At 54.3% G+C, this 19150-nt stretch carries 17 protein-coding genes; 10 read left to right on the forward strand and 7 right to left on the reverse strand.

Going from position 1 to position 19150, the window contains the following annotated elements:
* The first annotated feature begins 31 nt into the window (after positions 1 to 31).
* The 3 genes from TURPA_RS15845 (at position 32) to TURPA_RS15855 (ending at position 3848) form a co-directional block, all read left to right on the forward strand.
* On the forward strand, positions 32 to 1459 hold the full coding sequence (locus TURPA_RS15845) for a circularly permuted type 2 ATP-grasp protein (RefSeq protein ID WP_014804318.1): 1428 nt from the start codon (positions 32 to 34) through the stop codon (positions 1457 to 1459).
* 17 nt (positions 1460 to 1476) lie between these two features.
* Positions 1477 to 2442: an alpha-E domain-containing protein gene (locus TURPA_RS15850; protein WP_014804319.1), complete on the forward strand. Its 966-nt coding sequence runs from the start codon at positions 1477 to 1479 to the stop codon at positions 2440 to 2442.
* 104 nt (positions 2443 to 2546) lie between these two features.
* Positions 2547 to 3848 carry an EAL domain-containing protein gene (locus tag TURPA_RS15855; protein ID WP_041948570.1) on the forward strand — a complete coding sequence of 434 codons (1302 nt, stop codon included), beginning with the start codon at positions 2547 to 2549 and terminating at the stop codon, positions 3846 to 3848.
* 35 nt (positions 3849 to 3883) lie between these two features.
* Here the strand turns inward: TURPA_RS15855 and TURPA_RS15860 are convergent, their stop codons facing one another.
* The 5 genes from TURPA_RS15860 to TURPA_RS15880 all read right to left on the reverse strand — a co-directional run bounded on the left by TURPA_RS15860 (position 3884) and on the right by TURPA_RS15880 (position 7277).
* Positions 3884 to 4915 carry an MBL fold metallo-hydrolase gene (locus TURPA_RS15860; RefSeq protein ID WP_014804321.1) on the reverse strand — a complete coding sequence of 344 codons (1032 nt, stop codon included), beginning with the start codon at positions 4913 to 4915 and terminating at the stop codon, positions 3884 to 3886.
* Between the two features lie 88 nt (positions 4916 to 5003).
* Complete coding sequence (gene ruvX, locus TURPA_RS15865; protein ID WP_014804322.1) at positions 5004 to 5417, reverse strand: Holliday junction resolvase RuvX; 414 nt, start codon at positions 5415 to 5417, stop codon at positions 5004 to 5006.
* Positions 5410 to 5985 (reverse strand): hypoxanthine phosphoribosyltransferase, encoded by a 576-nt coding sequence (hpt, locus tag TURPA_RS15870; RefSeq protein ID WP_014804323.1) that lies wholly within the window; start codon positions 5983 to 5985, stop codon positions 5410 to 5412. The genes ruvX and hpt overlap by 8 nt, the downstream gene beginning before the upstream one ends.
* A 5-nt stretch (positions 5986 to 5990) precedes the next feature.
* Positions 5991 to 6482: a CBS domain-containing protein gene (locus tag TURPA_RS15875; RefSeq protein WP_014804324.1), complete on the reverse strand. Its 492-nt coding sequence runs from the start codon at positions 6480 to 6482 to the stop codon at positions 5991 to 5993.
* A 24-nt stretch (positions 6483 to 6506) separates the two neighbouring features.
* Positions 6507 to 7277 carry a 1-acyl-sn-glycerol-3-phosphate acyltransferase gene (locus tag TURPA_RS15880; RefSeq protein ID WP_014804325.1) on the reverse strand — a complete coding sequence of 257 codons (771 nt, stop codon included), beginning with the start codon at positions 7275 to 7277 and terminating at the stop codon, positions 6507 to 6509.
* 113 nt (positions 7278 to 7390) lie between these two features.
* On the opposite strand from TURPA_RS15880, the gene TURPA_RS15885 reads away from it, so the two are divergent.
* Both TURPA_RS15885 and TURPA_RS15890 read left to right on the forward strand, forming a co-directional pair.
* A complete protein-coding gene (locus TURPA_RS15885) occupies positions 7391 to 8962 on the forward strand; it encodes a PP2C family protein-serine/threonine phosphatase (RefSeq protein ID WP_041948571.1) in 1572 nt (523 codons plus the stop codon).
* On the forward strand, positions 8962 to 10899 hold the full coding sequence (locus tag TURPA_RS15890) for an LTA synthase family protein (RefSeq protein WP_014804327.1): 1938 nt from the start codon (positions 8962 to 8964) through the stop codon (positions 10897 to 10899). The genes TURPA_RS15885 and TURPA_RS15890 overlap by 1 nt, the downstream gene beginning before the upstream one ends.
* Positions 10900 to 10918: 19 nt before the next feature.
* Here the strand turns inward: TURPA_RS15890 and odhB are convergent, their stop codons facing one another.
* Positions 10919 to 12127: a 2-oxoglutarate dehydrogenase complex dihydrolipoyllysine-residue succinyltransferase gene (odhB, locus tag TURPA_RS15895; RefSeq protein ID WP_014804328.1), complete on the reverse strand. Its 1209-nt coding sequence runs from the start codon at positions 12125 to 12127 to the stop codon at positions 10919 to 10921.
* 143 nt (positions 12128 to 12270) lie between these two features.
* Here odhB and glyA point away from each other — a divergent pair, with 143 nt between their 5' ends.
* From glyA to TURPA_RS15920, 5 genes are read left to right on the forward strand one after another with little or no spacing between them, the layout of a single operon-like run.
* On the forward strand, positions 12271 to 13533 hold the full coding sequence (gene glyA / locus TURPA_RS15900; protein WP_014804329.1) for a serine hydroxymethyltransferase: 1263 nt from the start codon (positions 12271 to 12273) through the stop codon (positions 13531 to 13533).
* On the forward strand, positions 13530 to 13961 hold the full coding sequence (locus tag TURPA_RS15905) for a hypothetical protein (RefSeq protein ID WP_014804330.1): 432 nt from the start codon (positions 13530 to 13532) through the stop codon (positions 13959 to 13961). The genes glyA and TURPA_RS15905 overlap by 4 nt, the downstream gene beginning before the upstream one ends.
* The gene (gene lepB, locus TURPA_RS22160) at positions 13958 to 14923 is read left to right on the forward strand and encodes a signal peptidase I (RefSeq protein WP_014804331.1); all 966 of its coding nucleotides are present in this window, start codon (positions 13958 to 13960) and stop codon (positions 14921 to 14923) included. Before TURPA_RS15905 ends, lepB begins: the two co-directional genes overlap by 4 nt.
* A 19-nt stretch (positions 14924 to 14942) precedes the next feature.
* On the forward strand, positions 14943 to 16445 hold the full coding sequence (locus TURPA_RS15915) for an FHA domain-containing protein (RefSeq protein WP_014804332.1): 1503 nt from the start codon (positions 14943 to 14945) through the stop codon (positions 16443 to 16445).
* A complete protein-coding gene (locus TURPA_RS15920; protein WP_014804333.1) occupies positions 16417 to 17649 on the forward strand; it encodes a TraB/GumN family protein in 1233 nt (410 codons plus the stop codon). The genes TURPA_RS15915 and TURPA_RS15920 overlap by 29 nt, the downstream gene beginning before the upstream one ends.
* Before the next feature lie 26 nt (positions 17650 to 17675).
* Here the strand turns inward: TURPA_RS15920 and TURPA_RS15925 are convergent, their stop codons facing one another.
* Positions 17676 to 19082, reverse strand: a complete 1407-nt coding sequence (locus TURPA_RS15925) for a UDP-N-acetylmuramate--L-alanine ligase (RefSeq protein WP_014804334.1) — start codon at positions 19080 to 19082, stop codon at positions 17676 to 17678.
* Positions 19083 to 19150: the final 68 nt, after the last annotated feature.

The following is a 19150-nucleotide window of genomic DNA, read 5'->3' on the forward strand; positions in this document are numbered from 1 at the left end:
TTAACTTGAGCAACCTGCTCAAGGTGGAATCATGTTAATGCAACGCTACAGCCCGGCCAAGGCTTTCGACGAGATGGTGACGAAAGACGGGGGCGTGCGGCCGCAGTACGAAAGTTTAGGTTCGCGCCTGCAGACACTCGGCGTTCCCGAGCTCGTGAAGCGCAAAACGCGCGCCGAAAAAGCTCTGTTCTCTTCGGGCATCACATTCACGCTCTATGGTGACAAGGGCGCTGAAGACCGCATTCTCCCGTTCGATATTATTCCGCGTATCATTCGCAGCGACGAATGGGCTTCACTCGAAGGCGGCCTCGTGCAGCGCACCCTTGCCCTGAATGCATTCTTGAACGACATATACGGCAAACAACAGATTATCAAAGACAAGATTATCACGCGCGAGGTTGTCGAATCGAGCACCGGATACCTGCCGCAGTGCAACGATGTTAAGCCGGCGAAAGGCATTTTTACAAATATTTCAGGTACTGACCTGATTCGCGGCGAAGACGGCAAATATATGGTGCTTGAAGACAACCTGCGTTGCCCTTCGGGCGTCAGCTATGTGCTCGAAAACCGCGAGGTCATGAAGCAGATCTTTCCCGAGCTGTTCGCGAATCTGCGCATTAAACCGGTTTCGAACTATCCGTTCAGGCTGCGGCAGGCGCTCGCGTACCTGAGCGAGAAGTCAAACCCGACGATCGCGCTTCTGACCCCTGGAATCCATAACTCCGCCTATTTCGAACATTCATACCTTGCGCAGCAAATGGGGATTTCCCTCGTCGAAAACAAAGACCTCGTGGTTGAGTCTGACAAAGTGTACATGAAAACCATACGGGGCCTCAAGCAGGTCGACGTTATCTACCGCCGCACCGACGACACGTTTATCGACCCCCAGGCGTTCAGAAAAGATTCTCTGCTCGGAGTGCCGGGCATTTTCAAGGCGTACCGCAAGGGCAATGTCGCGCTCGCCAACGCCCCGGGTACCGGCGTGGCAGACGACAAGGTCGTCTACGCGTATGTGCCCGAGATGATTCGCTATTATCTCAGCGAAGAGCCGATTATCAGCAACGTGCCGACGTATCTCTGCTTTCGCGACAGCGACAGAAAATATGTGCTCGAGAACCTCGACAAAATGGTCGTGAAGGCGGCAAACGGGGCAGGTGGCTATGGTATGCTGATTGGCCCGCACGCGAGCGAAGCCGAGCGCGGCGAATTTAAAGAGAAAATTCTCACCGACCCGCGCGGCTACATCGCGCAGCCGATGATTTCATTATCAACGGCACCGACGATGATCGACACCGAAATCGAAGCACGGCATATCGACCTGAGGCCTTACATCGTCTTCGGCAAAGACTGTTATGTACTGCCGAGTGGGCTCACGCGCGTCGCGCTTAAGAAAGGCTCGCTCGTGGTAAATTCATCACAGGGCGGCGGCACCAAAGACACCTGGGTGCTAGACACCTGATTCAGCCGGTGTGAAACATGCACATTCTCAGCCGCGTTGCCGATTCAATTTACTGGCTCAACCGTTACGTTGAGCGGGTTGAAAATTACGCGCGGCTGATCGAGACCTACCAGCAGATATCCGTAGAAAACGCCGAGGTTGCAGACCCGTTGTGGCTCGCGCTCGTCGAATCGACGGCTGACACGGCGGGTTTTAACGAGACCTATGCCGAGATCGGGCAGCAGAATGTCATCGAATACCTGACTTTTAACCGCAAAAATCCGAATTCGATTCTTTCATGCCTATATCTCGCAAAAGAAAATGCCCGTTCGATACGCGAGAAAATTTCAAAAGACATGTGGGAATCGATCAATGAACTCTATAACGAGGTTGCGACCGCGGCAAATCAGGGTGGTGCATCGGCGATTTCGGGTGTAGCGGGGCTGAACGCATTTTTTCGCGACATTCGCCGCAGCTGCCATGCATTCTACGGCATTTCAGACGGTACACTCAACCATGACGAGACGTATTTTTTCGCGCTGCTGGGGCGGGCGATCGAGCGCGCCGACAAAACGACTCGCATTCTCGACCTGCAGTCTTATATGCTCTCGCATGAAACGCAGGTAGAGTTTGGCGAAGGCCAGATATTTCTCGGTCTGGCATTGCTTCGGGCAACGAGCGCGCACGAAATGTTCAGCCAGAGTTACGCGAAAATTACCGTAGAGAATATTCTCGAGTTTCTGCTCTTGAACCGCACTTTTCCGCGCGCGATCATTGCGATTCTGTTGCAGATTGAATATGCGCTGCGCTGCCTTGCCGGCGAGCAGAAAGGTTTTTTCATCAATACGGCGCAAAAAAAGGTACAGCGGTTGTTGCTCGAGACGCGGCATGTCGATGTCGCCGCTCTTGTCGGGCCGTCGCTCAACGGCTATCTCGATAATCTACAGGTCAGGCTCAATGAAATTGGTATCGAGATCAGCAACACGTACTTTAGCGCCGCATAAAAGCAGCGTACAAAGAATTTCAGTGCCAAAAAAAATCTGCCCTCAGCAGAATTTGTGCACGTTTGTACTTTACAATGCATGGTCGATTTTCCGAAAATTTTGTAGTGCTCGTTACAGAGGGGGGAAATATCGAACTTTCGCGACTTGACCCCGCACTGGCGGGCAATCCTTTCCCGTATTTTCAGCCGATCATCTCAATCGAAGACAAACGCGTTGTCGGTTACGAGGTTTTGGCGCGTGGCCGCGACGCTCTGGGCAACATAACTTCGCTCGGCTACATGTTCGAAAAATATGCGGATAGCCGGGTTGCCATCGAGCTCGACCTCTACATCAGAGATCTCGCCTTCAAACAGTACAGCGAATCGCAGATTGCATTCGGCAAGCGGCTCTTTGTGAATATTCTGCCGCGCTGGCTGAACTATACCTACAGCGACGACCTGAGCGACGTGATCAATCCACTGCTGCAGCAGGTCGCAAAGCACCGCCTCAAGCCAGAGAACGTGGTCATTGAGATCACCGAAGGCGAATACCTGCAGCACCCCGACGTGATGACGCGCGCGATTCATGAGCTCAAAAACCACGGCTTTGATATTGCTATTGATGACTTTGGCGCCGGTTATTCGAACATGAGCCGCATCGGGCAGATGAGGCCGAAGTTCATCAAGCTCGACCTGCACCTGATTCGCAAGGGTTTTTCTGACCTCGTCTACAAAGAGATTCTTAACTCGCTGGCTTTTCTATCAGAAAAAATCGGGGCTGTGCTGCTTGTTGAAGGCATCGAGCACGAAGAAGAGGTCTACGGCGCACTCGACATCGGTGCGCGCTATTTGCAGGGCTACTTTCTTGGCTTTCCTGAAGCGAGTTTTTCGAACCTCGACGAACTGCAACAGATTCTGCACGACTATATGCGCGATTTTACCGCGCGCAAGCTCACGCACATGCAGAGTCTCATGTATTTTAAATCGATCACATCAGAATATTTTGACGTACACCTAAAAGAGCTCTTCTTGCCTGAGGTGAAAGACGGCGAAAGCTTCTTCAGGCCAATCGAACCGCACAGTTTTCCCGCATTTTTGCGCGACCATCTGCGTCTGGTATACTTCTTGAACGCGCACGGTGTGCAGATCAGCCCCAACTACCGCCTCTTGCGCGACGACGACGGTTTTCGCTGGCAGCAAGACCATAACTATTCTCAGAAAGACTGGTCATGGCGCCCTTATTTTCTCGAATTTATGGCCAGGCGCGAGTCAGACGGCACTCAGCGAAATTATTCAGAAGTTTACCGCGATATCAAATCGAGCGAACCGATTGTAACGCTCGTGCACTCATACGGAGACGACTGTCTGCTCTGCCTCGACTTTTCAGTCGCGCACATTCACAACCCGCTCTGGCACAGAAAAATCTGACTCTATTGCCGGTGGTTTCTTAAAGGCTGCCGAGACTAAAAGGTGAAGTGAGCGCCGACGTCGGTAATGTGCAGCCGGCTCTTGTCTATTGCGTGCCGCTCGGCCGCCGCTAGCGTCTCTAAGCGTGGTTGATCCAAATCTTCATCGGCGAGATCGTACGTGCCCCAGTGAATGCCGAGCATTCTGGTCGCCTTTAGGTCGAGAAAGGCCTGAACGGCTTCATCGGGCGAAACGTGCACCTCGCGCATGAACCAGCGGGGCAGGTACGCACCAATCGGCATCAGCGTCAGGTCGATGCTCTCAAAGACGTCGGCAATTTCGGTGAAGTGCGGCGAGTAGGCCGTGTCGCCTGCAAAATAGATGTGCTTGTTGCTTTCGCACAGCGAAATCATGAAAGAAGCCCAGAGTGTTTCGTTGCGGTCGGTCGCGCTGCGGCCAGAAAAATGTTTCGCGGGCAGACAGGTCACTTTATAGCTTTCTGTTTCGACCGCCTGCCACCAGTCGAGTTCAAAAACGCGCGTGAAACCGAGCGACCGCATGAGCGCTGCAACGCGCAGCGGCACATAAACCGCCGGGTTATCGCGGCGCGCGAGACCTGCCAGCGTTTCCGCTTCAGCGTGGTCGTAGTGGTTGTGCGAAAGAACTATCGCATCGATACGCGGCAGGTCATGGGTCTCAATTGCGCGCCCGCAAAGGCGGCGCGGCCCCGCAAATTTTACAGGCGATACGCGGTCGGCAAAGACTGGGTCGGTAATGATATTCAGATCACCCTGCTGAATCAGCACCGCTGCATGCCCCAGCCAGACGGTGCGCGGCAAATCGCCGGGCTGTTCGAGGTCTGCTTTCGTCAGGGGCAGCACCGCAGGCACCTTGCCCGACTTCTGCCCGCCCAGACCTTTGCGAAAGATCCAGCTGGCGACGTCGAGAGCGCGGTGCCTGATGTCGCTGCTCGCCTCGTCGAAGCGCGTCGCGTCAGAATCGCTGTGTGGCCCCCAGATATTTCGAAACCGCCGGCCGTTGTGGTGCTTCGTGTGGTATTGGGGCAATTTGAGGATCTCGTAAGTCATCGCAGGCACTACCACCGTGAAAGGCTTTCGCTACGCGCCGTAAATTAAATTGATTTATCAGGAGCTTCGGCAGGCAGATACCGATAAATCACGCGTCTGAAAGATAGCGCAACAGAACAATTTTCGCTGCCTGTGAATCTTGTGTGCGCTTCTTGCGGTTCTTACCGATACCGGTTGTCTGCGCGAGTTCGTCTGCTTCTGCACTGCTGTAAGACTCATCGACATAGTCGATGGGCACATTCTGAAAGCGAGCCGCCAGACTTTCCCGAAAAGAGTGTATGTTTCGGTGTATATCCCCCTCGACATCTGAGAAGGGAAAACCCAGCAAAATTCGCGTGACCTTTTCTGCCTCGATCACACGCGCGATCGCTGCGAGCGCATCAGTTCTGTCTGGCCGAATCGTCTCAAGCGCGCGCGCGGTAATACCCGGATAGTCAGCCACCGCGAGCCCCATGAATTTGAGGCCGAAGTCGATGCAGAGAATGCGTTCGGCGCTATTCACCGTCGAAAAGTTTCAGCTGCTGTGCGTCGGTCACCTGCGCGATATAGGGCAGGTTGCGCATATACCCTTTGTAGTCCATGCCCATGCCGACGACGAATTCGTCGCTGACCTCGAATGCGCGGTATTTCACCGGGTAGATGAGCTTACGCTGCAGCGCGACGTTCTTGGGTTTAATGAGCAGGGTCGCAACCTCAACCGATGTAACCCCCCGGCCTTTAAGCAGATCGATCATGCTCTGTAGCGTCAGCCCTGTGTCGATGATATCTTCGGCGATGACCACATGCTCGCCGTGCACGTCGTCGCTCAGGTCTTTGAGAATCTTGATGTTGCCCGATGAAGTGGTGGCGCTGCCATAACTCGAAATTTCCATGAAGTCAACCTTAACGGGCATTTCGATTGCCCGAATCAGATCGGCCATGAATACGAAACAGCCGCGCAGCGCCCCGATGACCCGCAGGTGGCTTTGGGTCGCATAATCAGCCGTGATCTGCCGGCCGAGTTCGCCGATGCGTTTTTCAATGTCTTCTTTGCCGATGAGCGGCGGAACCGGTTGGTAGCTGTTGGCCATAAAATTCAAATGCCGGTTTCGCCCACGAGGCGGCCATAGGCGCGAATCAGGTCGGCAATCGCTATAACGCCAACAAGAGTGTCGCCCTCGATGACGGGTATCGTGCGCTGGCCATAGGCGGTAAAGAGGCGCGCCGCAGAGTCGAGCGAGTCTGTAGGTTTGAGCGAGTGCAAGAGCGGCTTCTCAATAAGGCTCGACAGCGACGACCTGAGGTAATCCATCTTGTCTGAAAAACTTTCGACGTAGCTCTTGTGCAGCAAGTCGAATGCGCTCAAAACCGACCACGGCTTGCCGTCTTTCATCACAATCACGCCGTGAATCTTGTTCTCGATCAGCGTGCGCGCGGCGGTCGCGAGCAGGTCATTGGCGTCGAGAGTGATCACGTCGCGTTTCATGACGTCGCCGACACGCGTATTGCGCACGCGTGAAAGCCGCTGGTGCAGCGCGTTCAACTTCTTTTCTTCGGTCGTGCTAATCTCAGAAATCTCTTCACTCACGGGTGCCTCTGTTGTTCTGCCAATTTATCGAAACGCTACGCTGCGCTTCATCACTTCGTTGTTAAGTTCGTGCTGAATGCGGTAGCGAATATTCTGGTTGATCTCTTTGACAAAGCGCGCATCTTTGATGTCTTTTTTGTTATACTTGCTGAAATCTATCGGGCTCAAGAACTTGATCTTCCACTTGGCGGGAAACGGAATAAAGTTGAGCGGCAGCGGTATGCTCGCACCGATCAGTTCTTTGAACCAGTCGATTTTGGCGAGGTTAATGTTGCTCTCTTCAGCGCCGATAATCGCCGCCGGCACAACCGGTGCCTGCTGCATGATAGCCAGCGGTACGAAGCCCGGGTTAAAGTCGACCATCTTGTACATGCTCGACGAAACCTTGAAGTTACCTTCTGCACCTTCGGGAAAAATGACGACGATGTGGCCGTCGCGCAGGTTATTGAGGCCTTCTTTGAGGTCAGCGGGAAACACACCCCACCGACGGCTGAAGGCTGCCGAAAAACCGTTGCTGAACCAGAAGTTGTGCCCCATGACCCGCGGTACGCGGCGTGTGAATTTCTTGAGCGCCATCACCATCATGAAGGCGTCAAAGCCGATCGCATTCGAGTGGTTCGGCACCACGAGCATGCGGCCGCGGCCTTTGTCGGGCAGGTTTTCAATGCCTTCGACCTCGAGGCGAAAATACGAGGCGAGCACGTCGAACAGCGAATCGGGCAAAAATTTGAGATTGCGTGCGAGCCACTCGGCAGATTGCCGGGTGCGTTCATCTGGTTTAGCGATCTTGCTCACTTACCGCAAGGTTCATGACTCGCAAATCGCGTCAAGCAGAATGAATACCCGGGCGCATGCATCTTCAGGGCTTTTATACTTTGCGCGGTGCGCACCGTCTGAGATTGAGCGGCGTGGATGCAGTAACGCTTATCGTATTTTTTGCCACGATGGTCGCGGTGGTACTGCCTATCTGGCCGTTGCAGATTCTGCGTGGCCGCGGCTTTCGTGAACCGTTTTTGGTCTATATCGCATTTCTTTGGTTTCTGTCGTTTTTTATCGGCGGGCTGAACTTTTCAACCAGCATCACTTTGGGTGAAGTCGCGTATAAATTTCGCCTCTCTTCGGGCGTCTACACGGTGATTTTTGCCGCATTGCTGTTCGTGTATATAGCCGAAGGCATCAACGAAGCACGAAAAGTAATCATGATTTCCATCGGCTGCCAGCTGCTGCTGATTTTTACACAGGTATTTCTATTTAATGCGAAAGCCCTCTATTTGCCGGCAAGCGACTGGGCGCTGACGAACCAGGTGCTCGAACCACGGGTGTTCAACATTGCCGTTTCGGTGATGAACACGATTTTCGACCTTTTTCTCGCAGTGGTGTTGTTTCAGTTTCTGGTCAACCGCCTCAGGGTAATGCCGTTGTGGATCAATATGTTCATCGCCCTTTGGCTGATCATGATGTTTGATTCGATCGTTTACATCGGTCTTACTCGCCCTGAGGCATTCTCCAACAACGTTACGGGGCACGCAATTTTCAAAACCGGTATCTTGCTGCTGCTCGTGCCAATGCTGGCTTTCTTCATCAGGCGCTTTCGCCGGCAAGAAGACCTTAACCTGAACCGGGGCAGCCTCGATATTTTCAAAAAACTGGAGAATCTTGAGAAAGACCTCGAACGCGCGCACGCAGAACTCAAGGCCTATGCGCAGAATCTGGAGCACATGGTCGAAGACCGCACGAAAGAAATCAAAGCCAAGTCAGAGACGATGTCACGCGAGCTCGAACTTGCAACCGAGGTGCAGCAGGCGATGCTGCCGGCGAGCACGGCGCTCGACAGGTTGCAATTCGCAACGCTTTACCGGCCATGCCATGAGGTCTCGGGCGATCTTTACGACTACGCCGAACTTCCCGATGGACGCATCTTTATCTTCATCGCCGATATCTCGGGGCATGGCGTGCCGAGCGCGCTTGTCGGTGCCATGTGCAAGATGTCGCTCGGCAGTCAGGATTTCACGCGAACCAATGCCGGCGACATTCTCAAAAAATTATCTGAGGCAATGAAGCAGGTGACGACGAACCACTACCTGACCGGCGTTGTGCTGCTGATCGACCCCAAGGCCCGCACCATTGAATTTGCAAACGGCGGGCATATACCGTGCCTGTTGCAGAGCGGCAAAGCCTCGTTCTTGCCGCTCGAGGCAACCGGTACTGTCATCGGTTCGTTCATTTCAGCGCCGTACGATTTCAAGAAGATTGCCTACCCGGCGGGCACGCGACTGATTCTTTTTACCGACGGTATTGTTGAACAAAAGAACGCCGCGCGCGAAGAATTTGGCATGCCGCGTTTTGAATCGGTGCTCGCGGAGCTCAGAAATGAGAATCCGGCGTTGGTCTTGAGCGAAGTTTACCGCCGTGTCGTCGAATTTTCCGGTACGGAAAAATTCTCTGACGATGTGACGCTCCTTATTTCTGATCTGCCGTGATGCTTACCCGAGTCTCATCAGCTATTCAGGCTCCATTTACCGATCGCGCGTTTCGGGCCTTCTTGCAGGTATTTTTCGGTGTGGGCATTCTCTACCGTACTATTCTGGTGCTTGCCCTGTTTGTCTCAGAATCACCCCCTTTGGGGGCCGCGCGCAGCTTCTGGTCGGCAGCAGCGATTCTCTCGGGTCTGGCCTATGATCTGGTACTCATTGCAGTTGTCGTCGCGGTTCGAATTATCTGGCATCTACTGCGCGCAAAGGCAACGGAACAGCGGGCATCGGGTTCAGGCCTTGCGGCACGCGTGGCGTTCGCAGCGCTTCTGCTGTGGCATTCGGTCGTGCTGGGTTCGCATCTGAACCTGTTATTCACGATGAATACCGGTTTCACCTGGTCGATGTTCGTCGAATTCTTGACAGTGCTCGGTTTCAAAGATTTTTTTGCGCTACTGGGTCTTAAAGACTACCTGGCGATGGTGTTACCCCAGATTGCCTTTATACTGCTGCTCGCCGCGGGATACCGTTTCACGCTGCGTATGGGCGCGACCGCGGCGGCAATGGGAGGGCTTTTTCTGACTCTTGCCGAAGCGACGCCGGCGCGTTCGGCACCGCGTGAACTCGTGCAAAGCCCGCACCTTTACCTGTTGGGTGATGCGTGGAAAAGCCTGACAGCCTCGCGCGGGCGCGCGAGCGCGCCGGTAACGGGCGTGAATCTGGCGATAGACGACCCGGTTTTTTATCGGTCTAAATCCTCACCTGAGGCGAGGGCGATCAGGCCCCGCGCCGATGCGAACGTAATCTTTATCATTCTCGAAAGCACGGCGCGCGAGTATATATTCGATACGCGAAAATACGCCGGCGGCAAGATGCCGATGCCCTATCTATGGGCGCTCGCGCAGAAATCGCTATACTTCAGCAGGCATTTTGCATCGAACAACAGTTCACCGCGTTCGATTTTCTCTATTTTCTCTGGTCTTTACGAAAGCCCTGAGACGCGTTTTTTTTCGATGGAGAACGATCTGCAGGTGCCTCACCTGATCGACCTTTTGGGCAAGGGTTACTCCGGTTTTCTGGTAACACCGGCCGACTTAAACTGGTATTTTCCGCGAGCGTGGTTTAAGAACCGGGGCTTTACCGACCTCGAAGATTATAACCGCCTCAAGCAGCTCAGAGAATACAAGGCGGGGCCGACACCCGCGCGCGATGAATTTGAGGCGGTGGCGCACTTCAATGCCCGCGTGGCGAAAATGCCGCAGCCCTTTGTCGGCGTCTATTACACATTTGTCGGCCACTGGCCTTACCCTGACATCGGGCCCGAACACCGCATCATTCAGCCTGCATCGTCGCGCGATCGTTACGTCAATAACCTTTACGCGCAAGACCAGCTGATTCGGCAGATTGTTGAAAATCTGGAGGCGACGGGCCGCATCGAAAACTCGATCGTGGTCATTGTCGGCGATCACGGCGAGGCTTTTTACCAGCACCCGGGCAATCGTGTGCACTCGGGCGAAAGTTACAACGAGAACATTGCTTCACCGCTCATTATCTATTCGCCGAAGTTGCTGCAGCCGGCAACCATCACCGAGCCGACGGTGCACGCCGATATTGTGCCGACGCTGCTCGACGCGCTGGGTATCGCCTACCGCCGCGACCGCTTTCAGGGTGAATCGTTGCTGCGCGCAGAACTCAGCAGAAAGTATGTCTTTACCTATGGCAACGAGAACACGTTAACTGCTGTGGCGCGCGATCTGCAAAAAGTGCAGATTCTCTATTCGACCAAGGGCTGCCGCAGCTTTAACCTCGCCGCAGACCCGGCAGAGCAGAACCTGCTTCCCTGCGAAACTTCAGGTGCACAATACCTGGCGCTGCAGAAATTCTACAACTCTCAGCCGGGCATGATCAAGGGTTACAACAATTACTGCAAGAAGAACGGCTGTTGAGCCTTTCTTTGGCAATATATCAGACGCCCAGAAGTAATCTCACCGGATCTTCAATCGCCTGTTTGACCTTGACCAAGAAGGTCACGGCCTCTTTACCATCAACGATACGGTGGTCGTACGAGAGTGCAATATACATCATCGGGCGGATTTCGATCTTATCGGTGTTGCCTTCGCTCACCACGACGGCTCGCTTCACGATATTGTGCATGCCGAGAATGCCGCTCTGCGGCGGATTCAATATCGGGGTCGACATCATCGAGCCATAGATGCCGCCATTCGAAATCGTGAAGGTGCCGCCTTCCATTTCGGGTAAAGTAATGCTGCCTTCTTTGACGCGTGCCGCGAGACGGCTGATCTCAATCTCAATCTCAGAAAAATTCAGCTGGTCTGCGCCGCGCACAATCGGCACAACCAAACCACGCGGGCCACCGACTGCCACGCCGATATCGTAATAGTTCTTGTAGACGATGTCGTTGCCGCGTATTTCAGCGTTAATCGCGGGCACTTCTTTGAGCGCGCTGACGACAGCTTTCGTAAAGAGGCTCATGAAGCCGATCTTCACGCCATATTTCTTCTGAAAGTCTTCGTTGTGTTTGGCGCGCAGATCCATCGCGGGTTTCATGTCGACTTCGTTGAAGGTCGTAAGAATCGCCGCCGTCTGCTGCGCCGAAACCAGGCGTTCGGCGATTGCACGCCTCAGGCGCGACATCGGCTGAACAGTTTCGCGTTCACCTGGCGCCACAGTTACGACGCGTGCCGGCTGAGCCGGGGCAGGGGCCGCCTGTTTTTGTGCGGCCGCTTCGAGTACGTCACCTTTGGTTACCTGGCCATGCTTACCTGAGCCTGCGATGGCTGAAGTGTCTACACCCTTTTCGGTCGCTAGTTTTTTTGCGGCAGGCGGCAGTGTCTCAGCCATCGGTTGCTGTTTTGGTGCTGTTGCGGCTGCGGGGGCAGCAGGTTTCTCCGCCGGTGCAGCCGCTGCGCTGGCTGAAGAATCGATCACGGCGACGGTTTCGCCGACAGCCGCATTGGCTCCCTGCGCTTTTTGCAGTTTCTTCACGACGCCGCTGACCGGGGCATAAATTTCTTGTGTGACTTTATCGGTCTCAATCTCAAAGAGTGCTTCGTCTGCCTTTATGGCCTCACCCTCTTTCTTGAACCAGCGCGAGATAGTGCCCTCGCTGATCGATTCACCCATTGCCGGTACCTTAACTTCGACGTCTGCCATGGTTGGGTGGCCAATCTTTGACCTGTCGCGTCAAGAATAGATCGATATCAGCTGTTACCGCGTTCGGCGCATTGGCCCCCGCGGGAGGGGTTTTGCGCCTGTATTTTCGTTTGCGGCGTGTCGGGAAAATGGTTTCTGCTGCTATGTCTTATCCGTTAATTAGCTCGCAAGACCCTGAACTTTCGGCGGCCCTCAAGGCCGAAGATGACAGGCAAGAGTCGCACCTCGAACTCATCGCCTCAGAGAATTTCGTTTCGAAAACCGTGCTCGAGGCCTATACCTCGACGCTGACGAACAAATACGCCGAGGGTTATCCCGGTAAACGTTATTATGGCGGCTGCGGCCCGTCAGACATGGTTGAGACGCTGGCGATCGAGCGCATCAAAAAGGTCTTCGGCGCGAAATATGCCAACGTGCAGCCTCATTCAGGTGCCTCGGCAAACCTCGCCGCATTCTATGCAGTGCTGCAGCCGGGCGATACGTTTCTCGGTATGGATCTCGCGCATGGTGGCCACCTGACACACGGCAGCGCGGTGAATTTTTCAGGCCTTTACTACAAACCCGTGGCGTACGGCGTCGATGAGAAGACACACCTCATCGACTACGACAGGGTCGAGAAGCTGGCGCACGAGCACCGCCCGCGCATGATCATCGTCGGCGCTTCAGCTTACCCGCGCATCATCGACTTCGCACGCTTTCGTAACATCGCAGACCAGGTCGGTGCAAAGGTCATGGTCGATATGGCACACATTGCGGGCCTTGTGGCGGCAAAGCTGCACCCCTCACCGATCGAACATGCTGACATCGTCACATCGACGACGCACAAGACGCTAAGGGGGCCGCGCGGGGGCATTATTCTCACAAACAGCGAAGATATTATCAAGACGATCAACTCGCGCGTTTTTCCCGGTGTTCAGGGCGGCCCGCTCATGCACGTCATTGCCGCGAAGGCCGCGGCCTTCGGTGAGGCGCTGCAGCCCGAATTCGTCACCTACCAGAAACGCATTCTGCAAAATGCAAAGGCTCTTGCCACGCGGCTCGTGGAGCGCGGCTTTACGCTCGTTTCGGGTGGTACAGACAACCACCTGATGATTGTAAACACGTTTGATACCAAGGGCATTACGGGCAAAGACGCGCAGGCAATGCTCGAGGCCGCGAACATTACCACCAATAAGAACATGCTGCCTTACGACAAAAATAAGCCGGCCGTTTCGAGCGGTATTCGCCTCGGTTCGCCTGCGCTCACAACGCGCGGTTTCGATGCACCCGAGTTTATCGAAACAGCAGACATTATTGCTGACGTGCTCGAGGCCAAAGGCTCTGACGCGGCGATAGTGGCGGCAAAAACGCGGGTTGCTGCGCTCTGCGCCCGCTTCCCGATGAAAAACTTTCGCCTGTTGCCATGAGACTTTTCGGTTTTTCGGCCGCGTGCGCCGTCGTTCTTGTCACAGCGCTAGTTGCCGCCGACGCACAGCAGATTGCAGTTCGCCGCGAAATGATCGAGATGGATATTTCGGTGCGCAACCTCGCCAGTGCCATAGCGATCGGTGACCGCAAAGTGCTCGACGACGTGCTGCAGCGACTCGCAGCCTGGCAAATGAAAGACCACCCCGAATACGGTAAGGCATTTCGTGAAGTGCTTGGCAAGTGGGAGAATAAGAACGTGATCAAATTCGGCCGGCAGGTTCAGACAGAGGCGCAGAATCTGCGCGGTTATCTATCCGCACGCGGTAAACTAGCCGACGCCGACTGGGCGCGGGTCAATGTGGGGCTCGGCAAGATTCTCACCAGTTGCCAGGCATGCCACAACACACTACAGAAGGAAAAAAAATGAAGAGATTCTACGAACGCTATTTTCGCATCAGGCATTACCTCGAAGGCAATCGCATCGCCGGCAGCGTGGTTTCACTCGGTGGACTTGTCGCCTTTGTATTCGCGATCAAAACGAGCGTGCTCGATGCGAACAACATTCCTTCGCCTTCGATGGAGCCGACACTGATGATCGGTGACTTTCTGTTCGTGAATAAGATGCGCTACACGTTCGATTTACCCTATACCAACATACACCTGTTCCGCATCGCATACCCCGAGCGCGGTGACATCGTCACGTTTACGCCGCCGCAAGATTCCATGTCGTACGTGAATAAGACTCTTGTCAAGCGCGTCGTCGGCGTGCCGGGTGACACGATCGAAGTCACCGACCATGAAGTTACAGTGTCTGGCGTCAAATACCCGACGCGGCCAGTCATGAACGAACCGCTGCTCAAGACGCTTGCAGACGGCCTGACCGGCGAGCGCGAAAGGCTCTACGAAGAAAAGATGATCGATGCCAAAACCGGCAAAGAGGTCGTCACTCATTACATCATGAAATCGCGCGAGCGCGCATCCGATACGCTGATGTCGACCCCGGGCCGCAAGTGGGTGATACCGCCGGGAAAATACCTGATGATGGGTGACAACCGCGACCACAGCTCTGACGGGCGCGCCTGCGATATGGTTGAAACCAAACTGCGCTCGGCCTGCAAAGAGTTCAACGACTGTATGTACGACACGTATTCGAACGAAAAAACCGCGAAGGATTGCAAGCGAATCTATGACCGCGCGCAGGGTGAAACCTGGGGGCTCATCGATGCAAACCAGATTCATGGAAAGGTTTATCTGTCGTATTTGTCTGTGAACTGGGGCACTGGCGGCAACAGTGAACTCAATCCAATCATTAACCTCTGGTACACCATCACCGGGCGCTTTTCGGGAGTCTACGTAAGGTGGGAGAGAGTTTTTAGAAGAATCTACTAAAAACCGATAATAAAGAAGCATGCTGGCCAAAGGCACTCCGCGGCAGATCGTTTTATGTCTCATTGCGGGTGGAGCTTTGGCTTTATCGGCGCAGGGCTACCACAATGCCCGCATAACTTCACTGAAACAGCTCGGCGACGGCCGCATCGAAGCGCGCGTTCAGGCCGCCACCACGGGCGATGCCGCTGAATCGGCGAATGACGTCGCTGCAACGTTCAAACTCAAAGAAAACGGTGTCACGCAAGATTCGCTGAAAGTTGAAAAAGCAGAAAGCGAAAGCGGTTCCCGTACTGTGCTGCTCGCCGACCTCAGCCGTTCGCTGCACAGGCGCCAATTTGCCGATTACAAAAAGGCTGCGCTCGCGTTTGTCGATCGCCTGAAGCCGGGCGATCAGGTTGCACTCGTCACCTTCGACCGCCGCGTTTTTCGCCAGGCAAATTTCACCTCTGACCGCGAACTCTTAAAGAACAAAATACGCCAACTCAAACAGACGGGATCGCGCACCATGCTCTATGACGCGATTCTCGAGGCGCACAAGCTGCTGCGCGATGTGCCGCAACAGCGCGCGATCGTTGTTTATACCGATGGCAAAGAAAATGCCTCGCGCGTTGTCATCGGCGATCTGATCGAACTTTTCACCGCGAATCCGGTACCGCTTTTCGTCGCGGGCCGATACCGTTCGTTCTCGCTGAAGCAGGTGATTCGACTCGCCAGAATTTCGGGCGGTGATGCTTTCAGGGCGCAGAACAGCCATGACCTCGATAAGGTTTTTCGCTATCTCAGCCGCCTCAAAACGCAGGATTTCAAACTCACCTATGCCACGCGCCAGAAACCCGGTGCGGCTCTCGATATCGAAATCGAATCGGCTCTCTCGGCGGCAAGCCTCGTGCGCTCTTATACGCTGCCGCATAACCCCGCGGCGTCACTGGGGGCCGGCGAAAGTAGAAACGAGAGCGAACAATCTGAAACATTACACTGGCCTACGCAAATCAGGAGTCACATGCCCGAAATCTTATTATCGCTGATCGTCATTTTGCTGATCGCAGTGATCATTATGCTGTTCTTCAGGCGCCAAGAGATCAATGTCAAAGTCGAGAACTCGAATCCTCCGGCGTATGTAGCGCCCGAAGACATGTCGCTTTTGCCTGCGCGCAAGCTGCCGCAGACCAAGGCAAAGCTGCCGCTCGACTACCACCATGGCTGGCTGGTCGAAAAAGAAGGGCCCCATACCGGTCGAAAATACCGCATCAACTGGCATAACATCAGCATCGGATTTGCCGAAGACAATTCGATCGTGATCGACGACAGCACCGTGTCGGCGCGGCATGCCAAAATTGAGCGGCAAAAACAGAAATTTGTCCTGTACGACCTCATGTCAGAACATGGTACCTACCTCAACGGCAAGAAACTGCTGCGTCCGAAAGAACTGAACGACTTCGACGAAATCAGTCTCGGCAGAACTAAACTTATATTCAGAAAAAGCGCGGCAACGTATGAAAGAGACCCGGACGAAGAAAACTAAGAGAGCCTCAACACCTTCTGCCCGCAAGGGAAAATATTCGATTGAGCTCACCAGAGTTAAACTCGGCAAGAGCGATGTTGTTCTGCTCGGTACGGCGCACGTTAGCCAAGAGAGTGTCGCAGACGTTGAGCGCGCGATCGCGCTTGAAAAACCCGACCGGGTGCTGATCGAACTCGACGAGGGCAGGGCAAAGAACCTGCGCGACCCCGACCATTGGAAGCACATGGACATCGTGCAGGTCATCAAATCGGGTAAAATCTACCTGCTGTTTTCTTCGATTCTGCTCTCGATCTTTCAGAAAAAGATGGGCGACCGCCTCACCTCTGCTCCTGGGGCTGAATTCAAAAAAGCGATCGAAGTCGCCGAAGCCAAAAAAATCTCCGTCGAATTTATCGACCGTGAAATTCGTATTACGCTGAAGCGCGCCTGGCAGAGCGTCGGCTTTTGGGGCAAATTGCGGCTCATGAGCGAGCTCATCGCTTCACTTTTCGTCAGCGAAGACATGCAAAAAGACGACATCGAGAAGCTCAAAGAAAAAGATGCGCTGCAATCTCTGCTCGATTCACTGCCGCCGACTTTCAGAAAGATCAGGGAAATTATCATCGACGAACGCGACCAATACATGGCGCAAAAGGTCCGTGATTCGGTGCTGCACGGAAAAAAACACCCGCGCAAGGTACTCGTCGTGATCGGGGCAGGTCACCTGCGGGGCATGACAGAGGCGCTCTCAATCGAGCACAACCTCAATACGCTCACTTACATTAAAGAAGCCAGGCTCTGGCGCTCGCTCGTCGCGTTTCTTGCGCCGATCGTGATTATCGTCGCGCTGCTGACCTATTTCACTCTGAGCGGCAACAAGACGCTCGACATCGCGGCCACCCTCAAAGCTTGGATCATCATCAAGTGCTCGGTGACGGCAGTCGTCACCATTATCTGGTCTCCGCATATTCTGGCATACCTGGCGGGAATTATCGTCTCGCCAGTGAGTACGTTTTTACCAGTAATTAAATCAGGCTGGGTAGCGGCGTTGCTCGAAGCCATGTTTCGTAAACCCGAGGTAACCGACTTCGAATCGATGCCCGAAGCGACCACACGGTTCAAGAGTTTCTACCGCAACCGTATTTTTCGTATATTTATGGTGTTCTTTCTCGGCCAGTTTTCGAGCATGCTGGGCTACTGGGTCTTCATTTGGTACGTGAAATAACCTGCCAGCGCTTTGCGAGAGTCGTTTTATTCCCGCGCGGCAAGCGCAGCGACGGTTTCGTCGATTAATCCGCCGAAGCTGCCGTTGGTCATAAAGCAGACCACGTCACCTGGGCGAATATGCGAGAGCAAGAATTTCAGGCGCGATTCAGCGGGCAGTTCATCGGCGGCTTTGCCAGCTGCGCGAATATCTGCAATCAGCTCACCCAGATTCAATCGCTCTGATGCCGCATACTTCTCGGGGCGATAGATCTGGGTGATCAGCGTTTCGTCGCTGAGCGCAAGTGTTTCAGCCAGCTCTTTCTGAAATATATTGCGCACCATAGTGTTGCTGCGCGGCTCGATGAGCAGCATCAGCCGCCTGCCGGCGTAGCGCTGTCTTAAAGTCCCGATGTTGGCGCGTATCGCCGTGGGGTGGTGCGCAAAATCTTCTATAACGGTCAGCGAATCGCTTTCATATCGTTTTTCGAGCCGGCGCCTGACGCCTTTAAAATTCTGCAGCGCTGCAGCTAATGCCGCTTCTGGCAACTTCTGCGCCGACAGTAGCGCTATGGCTGCGAGCAGATTGAGTGCATTGTGCTCACCTGGCAGGGCGAACTGGTAAGTATGTTCTTTGCCTGCGTGAGAGAAAGTGACACGATTGGTTGACGCGTCGTGGTGAAGCAACCTGTAATCAGCAGATTCGCTGCGGCCAAATGTCAGAACCTGCGAACGTGCCGTCGCCGCAAGCTGCATGCACGCGGCGTTGTCGGCATTCGTTACCAATAAGCCGTTTTCGGGTATAATTTTGACGAGGCGTGCAAAGGCAGCCTGAACCGCCGCAAAATCGGCAAAAATATCAGCATGGTCAAACTCAATATTGTTCATGAGCACATGCGAAGGACGGTAAGAGAGAAATTTCGGCCTGGGGTCGAAGATCGATGTATCGTATTCATCCCCCTCGATAACAAAGTTGTTTGCCGTGCCGAGATCGGCGCTGCGCGCAAAATCAGGGGCAACGCCGCCAATCATATAACCCGCGTCTATGCCGGCGCTCCGCAGAATGTGCGCCACAAGCGATGTGGTCGTCGTTTTCCCGTGCGTGCCGGCGATCACGATGGAATCCCGGCGTTTTATCACAAACCGGGCAATAAATTCGGGCAGCGACAGAATTTCGAGGCGGGCATTGAGCGCCGCTTCAAGCTCGACATTTCCGCGACTGATGGCGTTGCCAAGAACTACCAGGTCAGGCCGGTCAGAGAGGTTCTCTGCAGCGTAAGGCTGCCTGAATGGAATCGCTGCGGCTTCGAGTTCATGGAGTGTCGGCGGATATACGTTCGCGTCGGCGCCACGAACCTCAAAGCCCAATTGGCGAGCCATGACGGCAGCGCCAGCCATCGCAGTGCCGCCAATGCCGATAAAATAAATTGATTTCTGCGCCGCAGGTTCTACCATCGCGGACACGACTCACCGGCCGCACAGGGTGAAAAACTCTTGCTTGAGTACGTGTGCCTGATACATAA

The organism is Turneriella parva DSM 21527, from assembly GCF_000266885.1.
Classification (GTDB): domain Bacteria; phylum Spirochaetota; class Leptospiria; order Turneriellales; family Turneriellaceae; genus Turneriella; species Turneriella parva.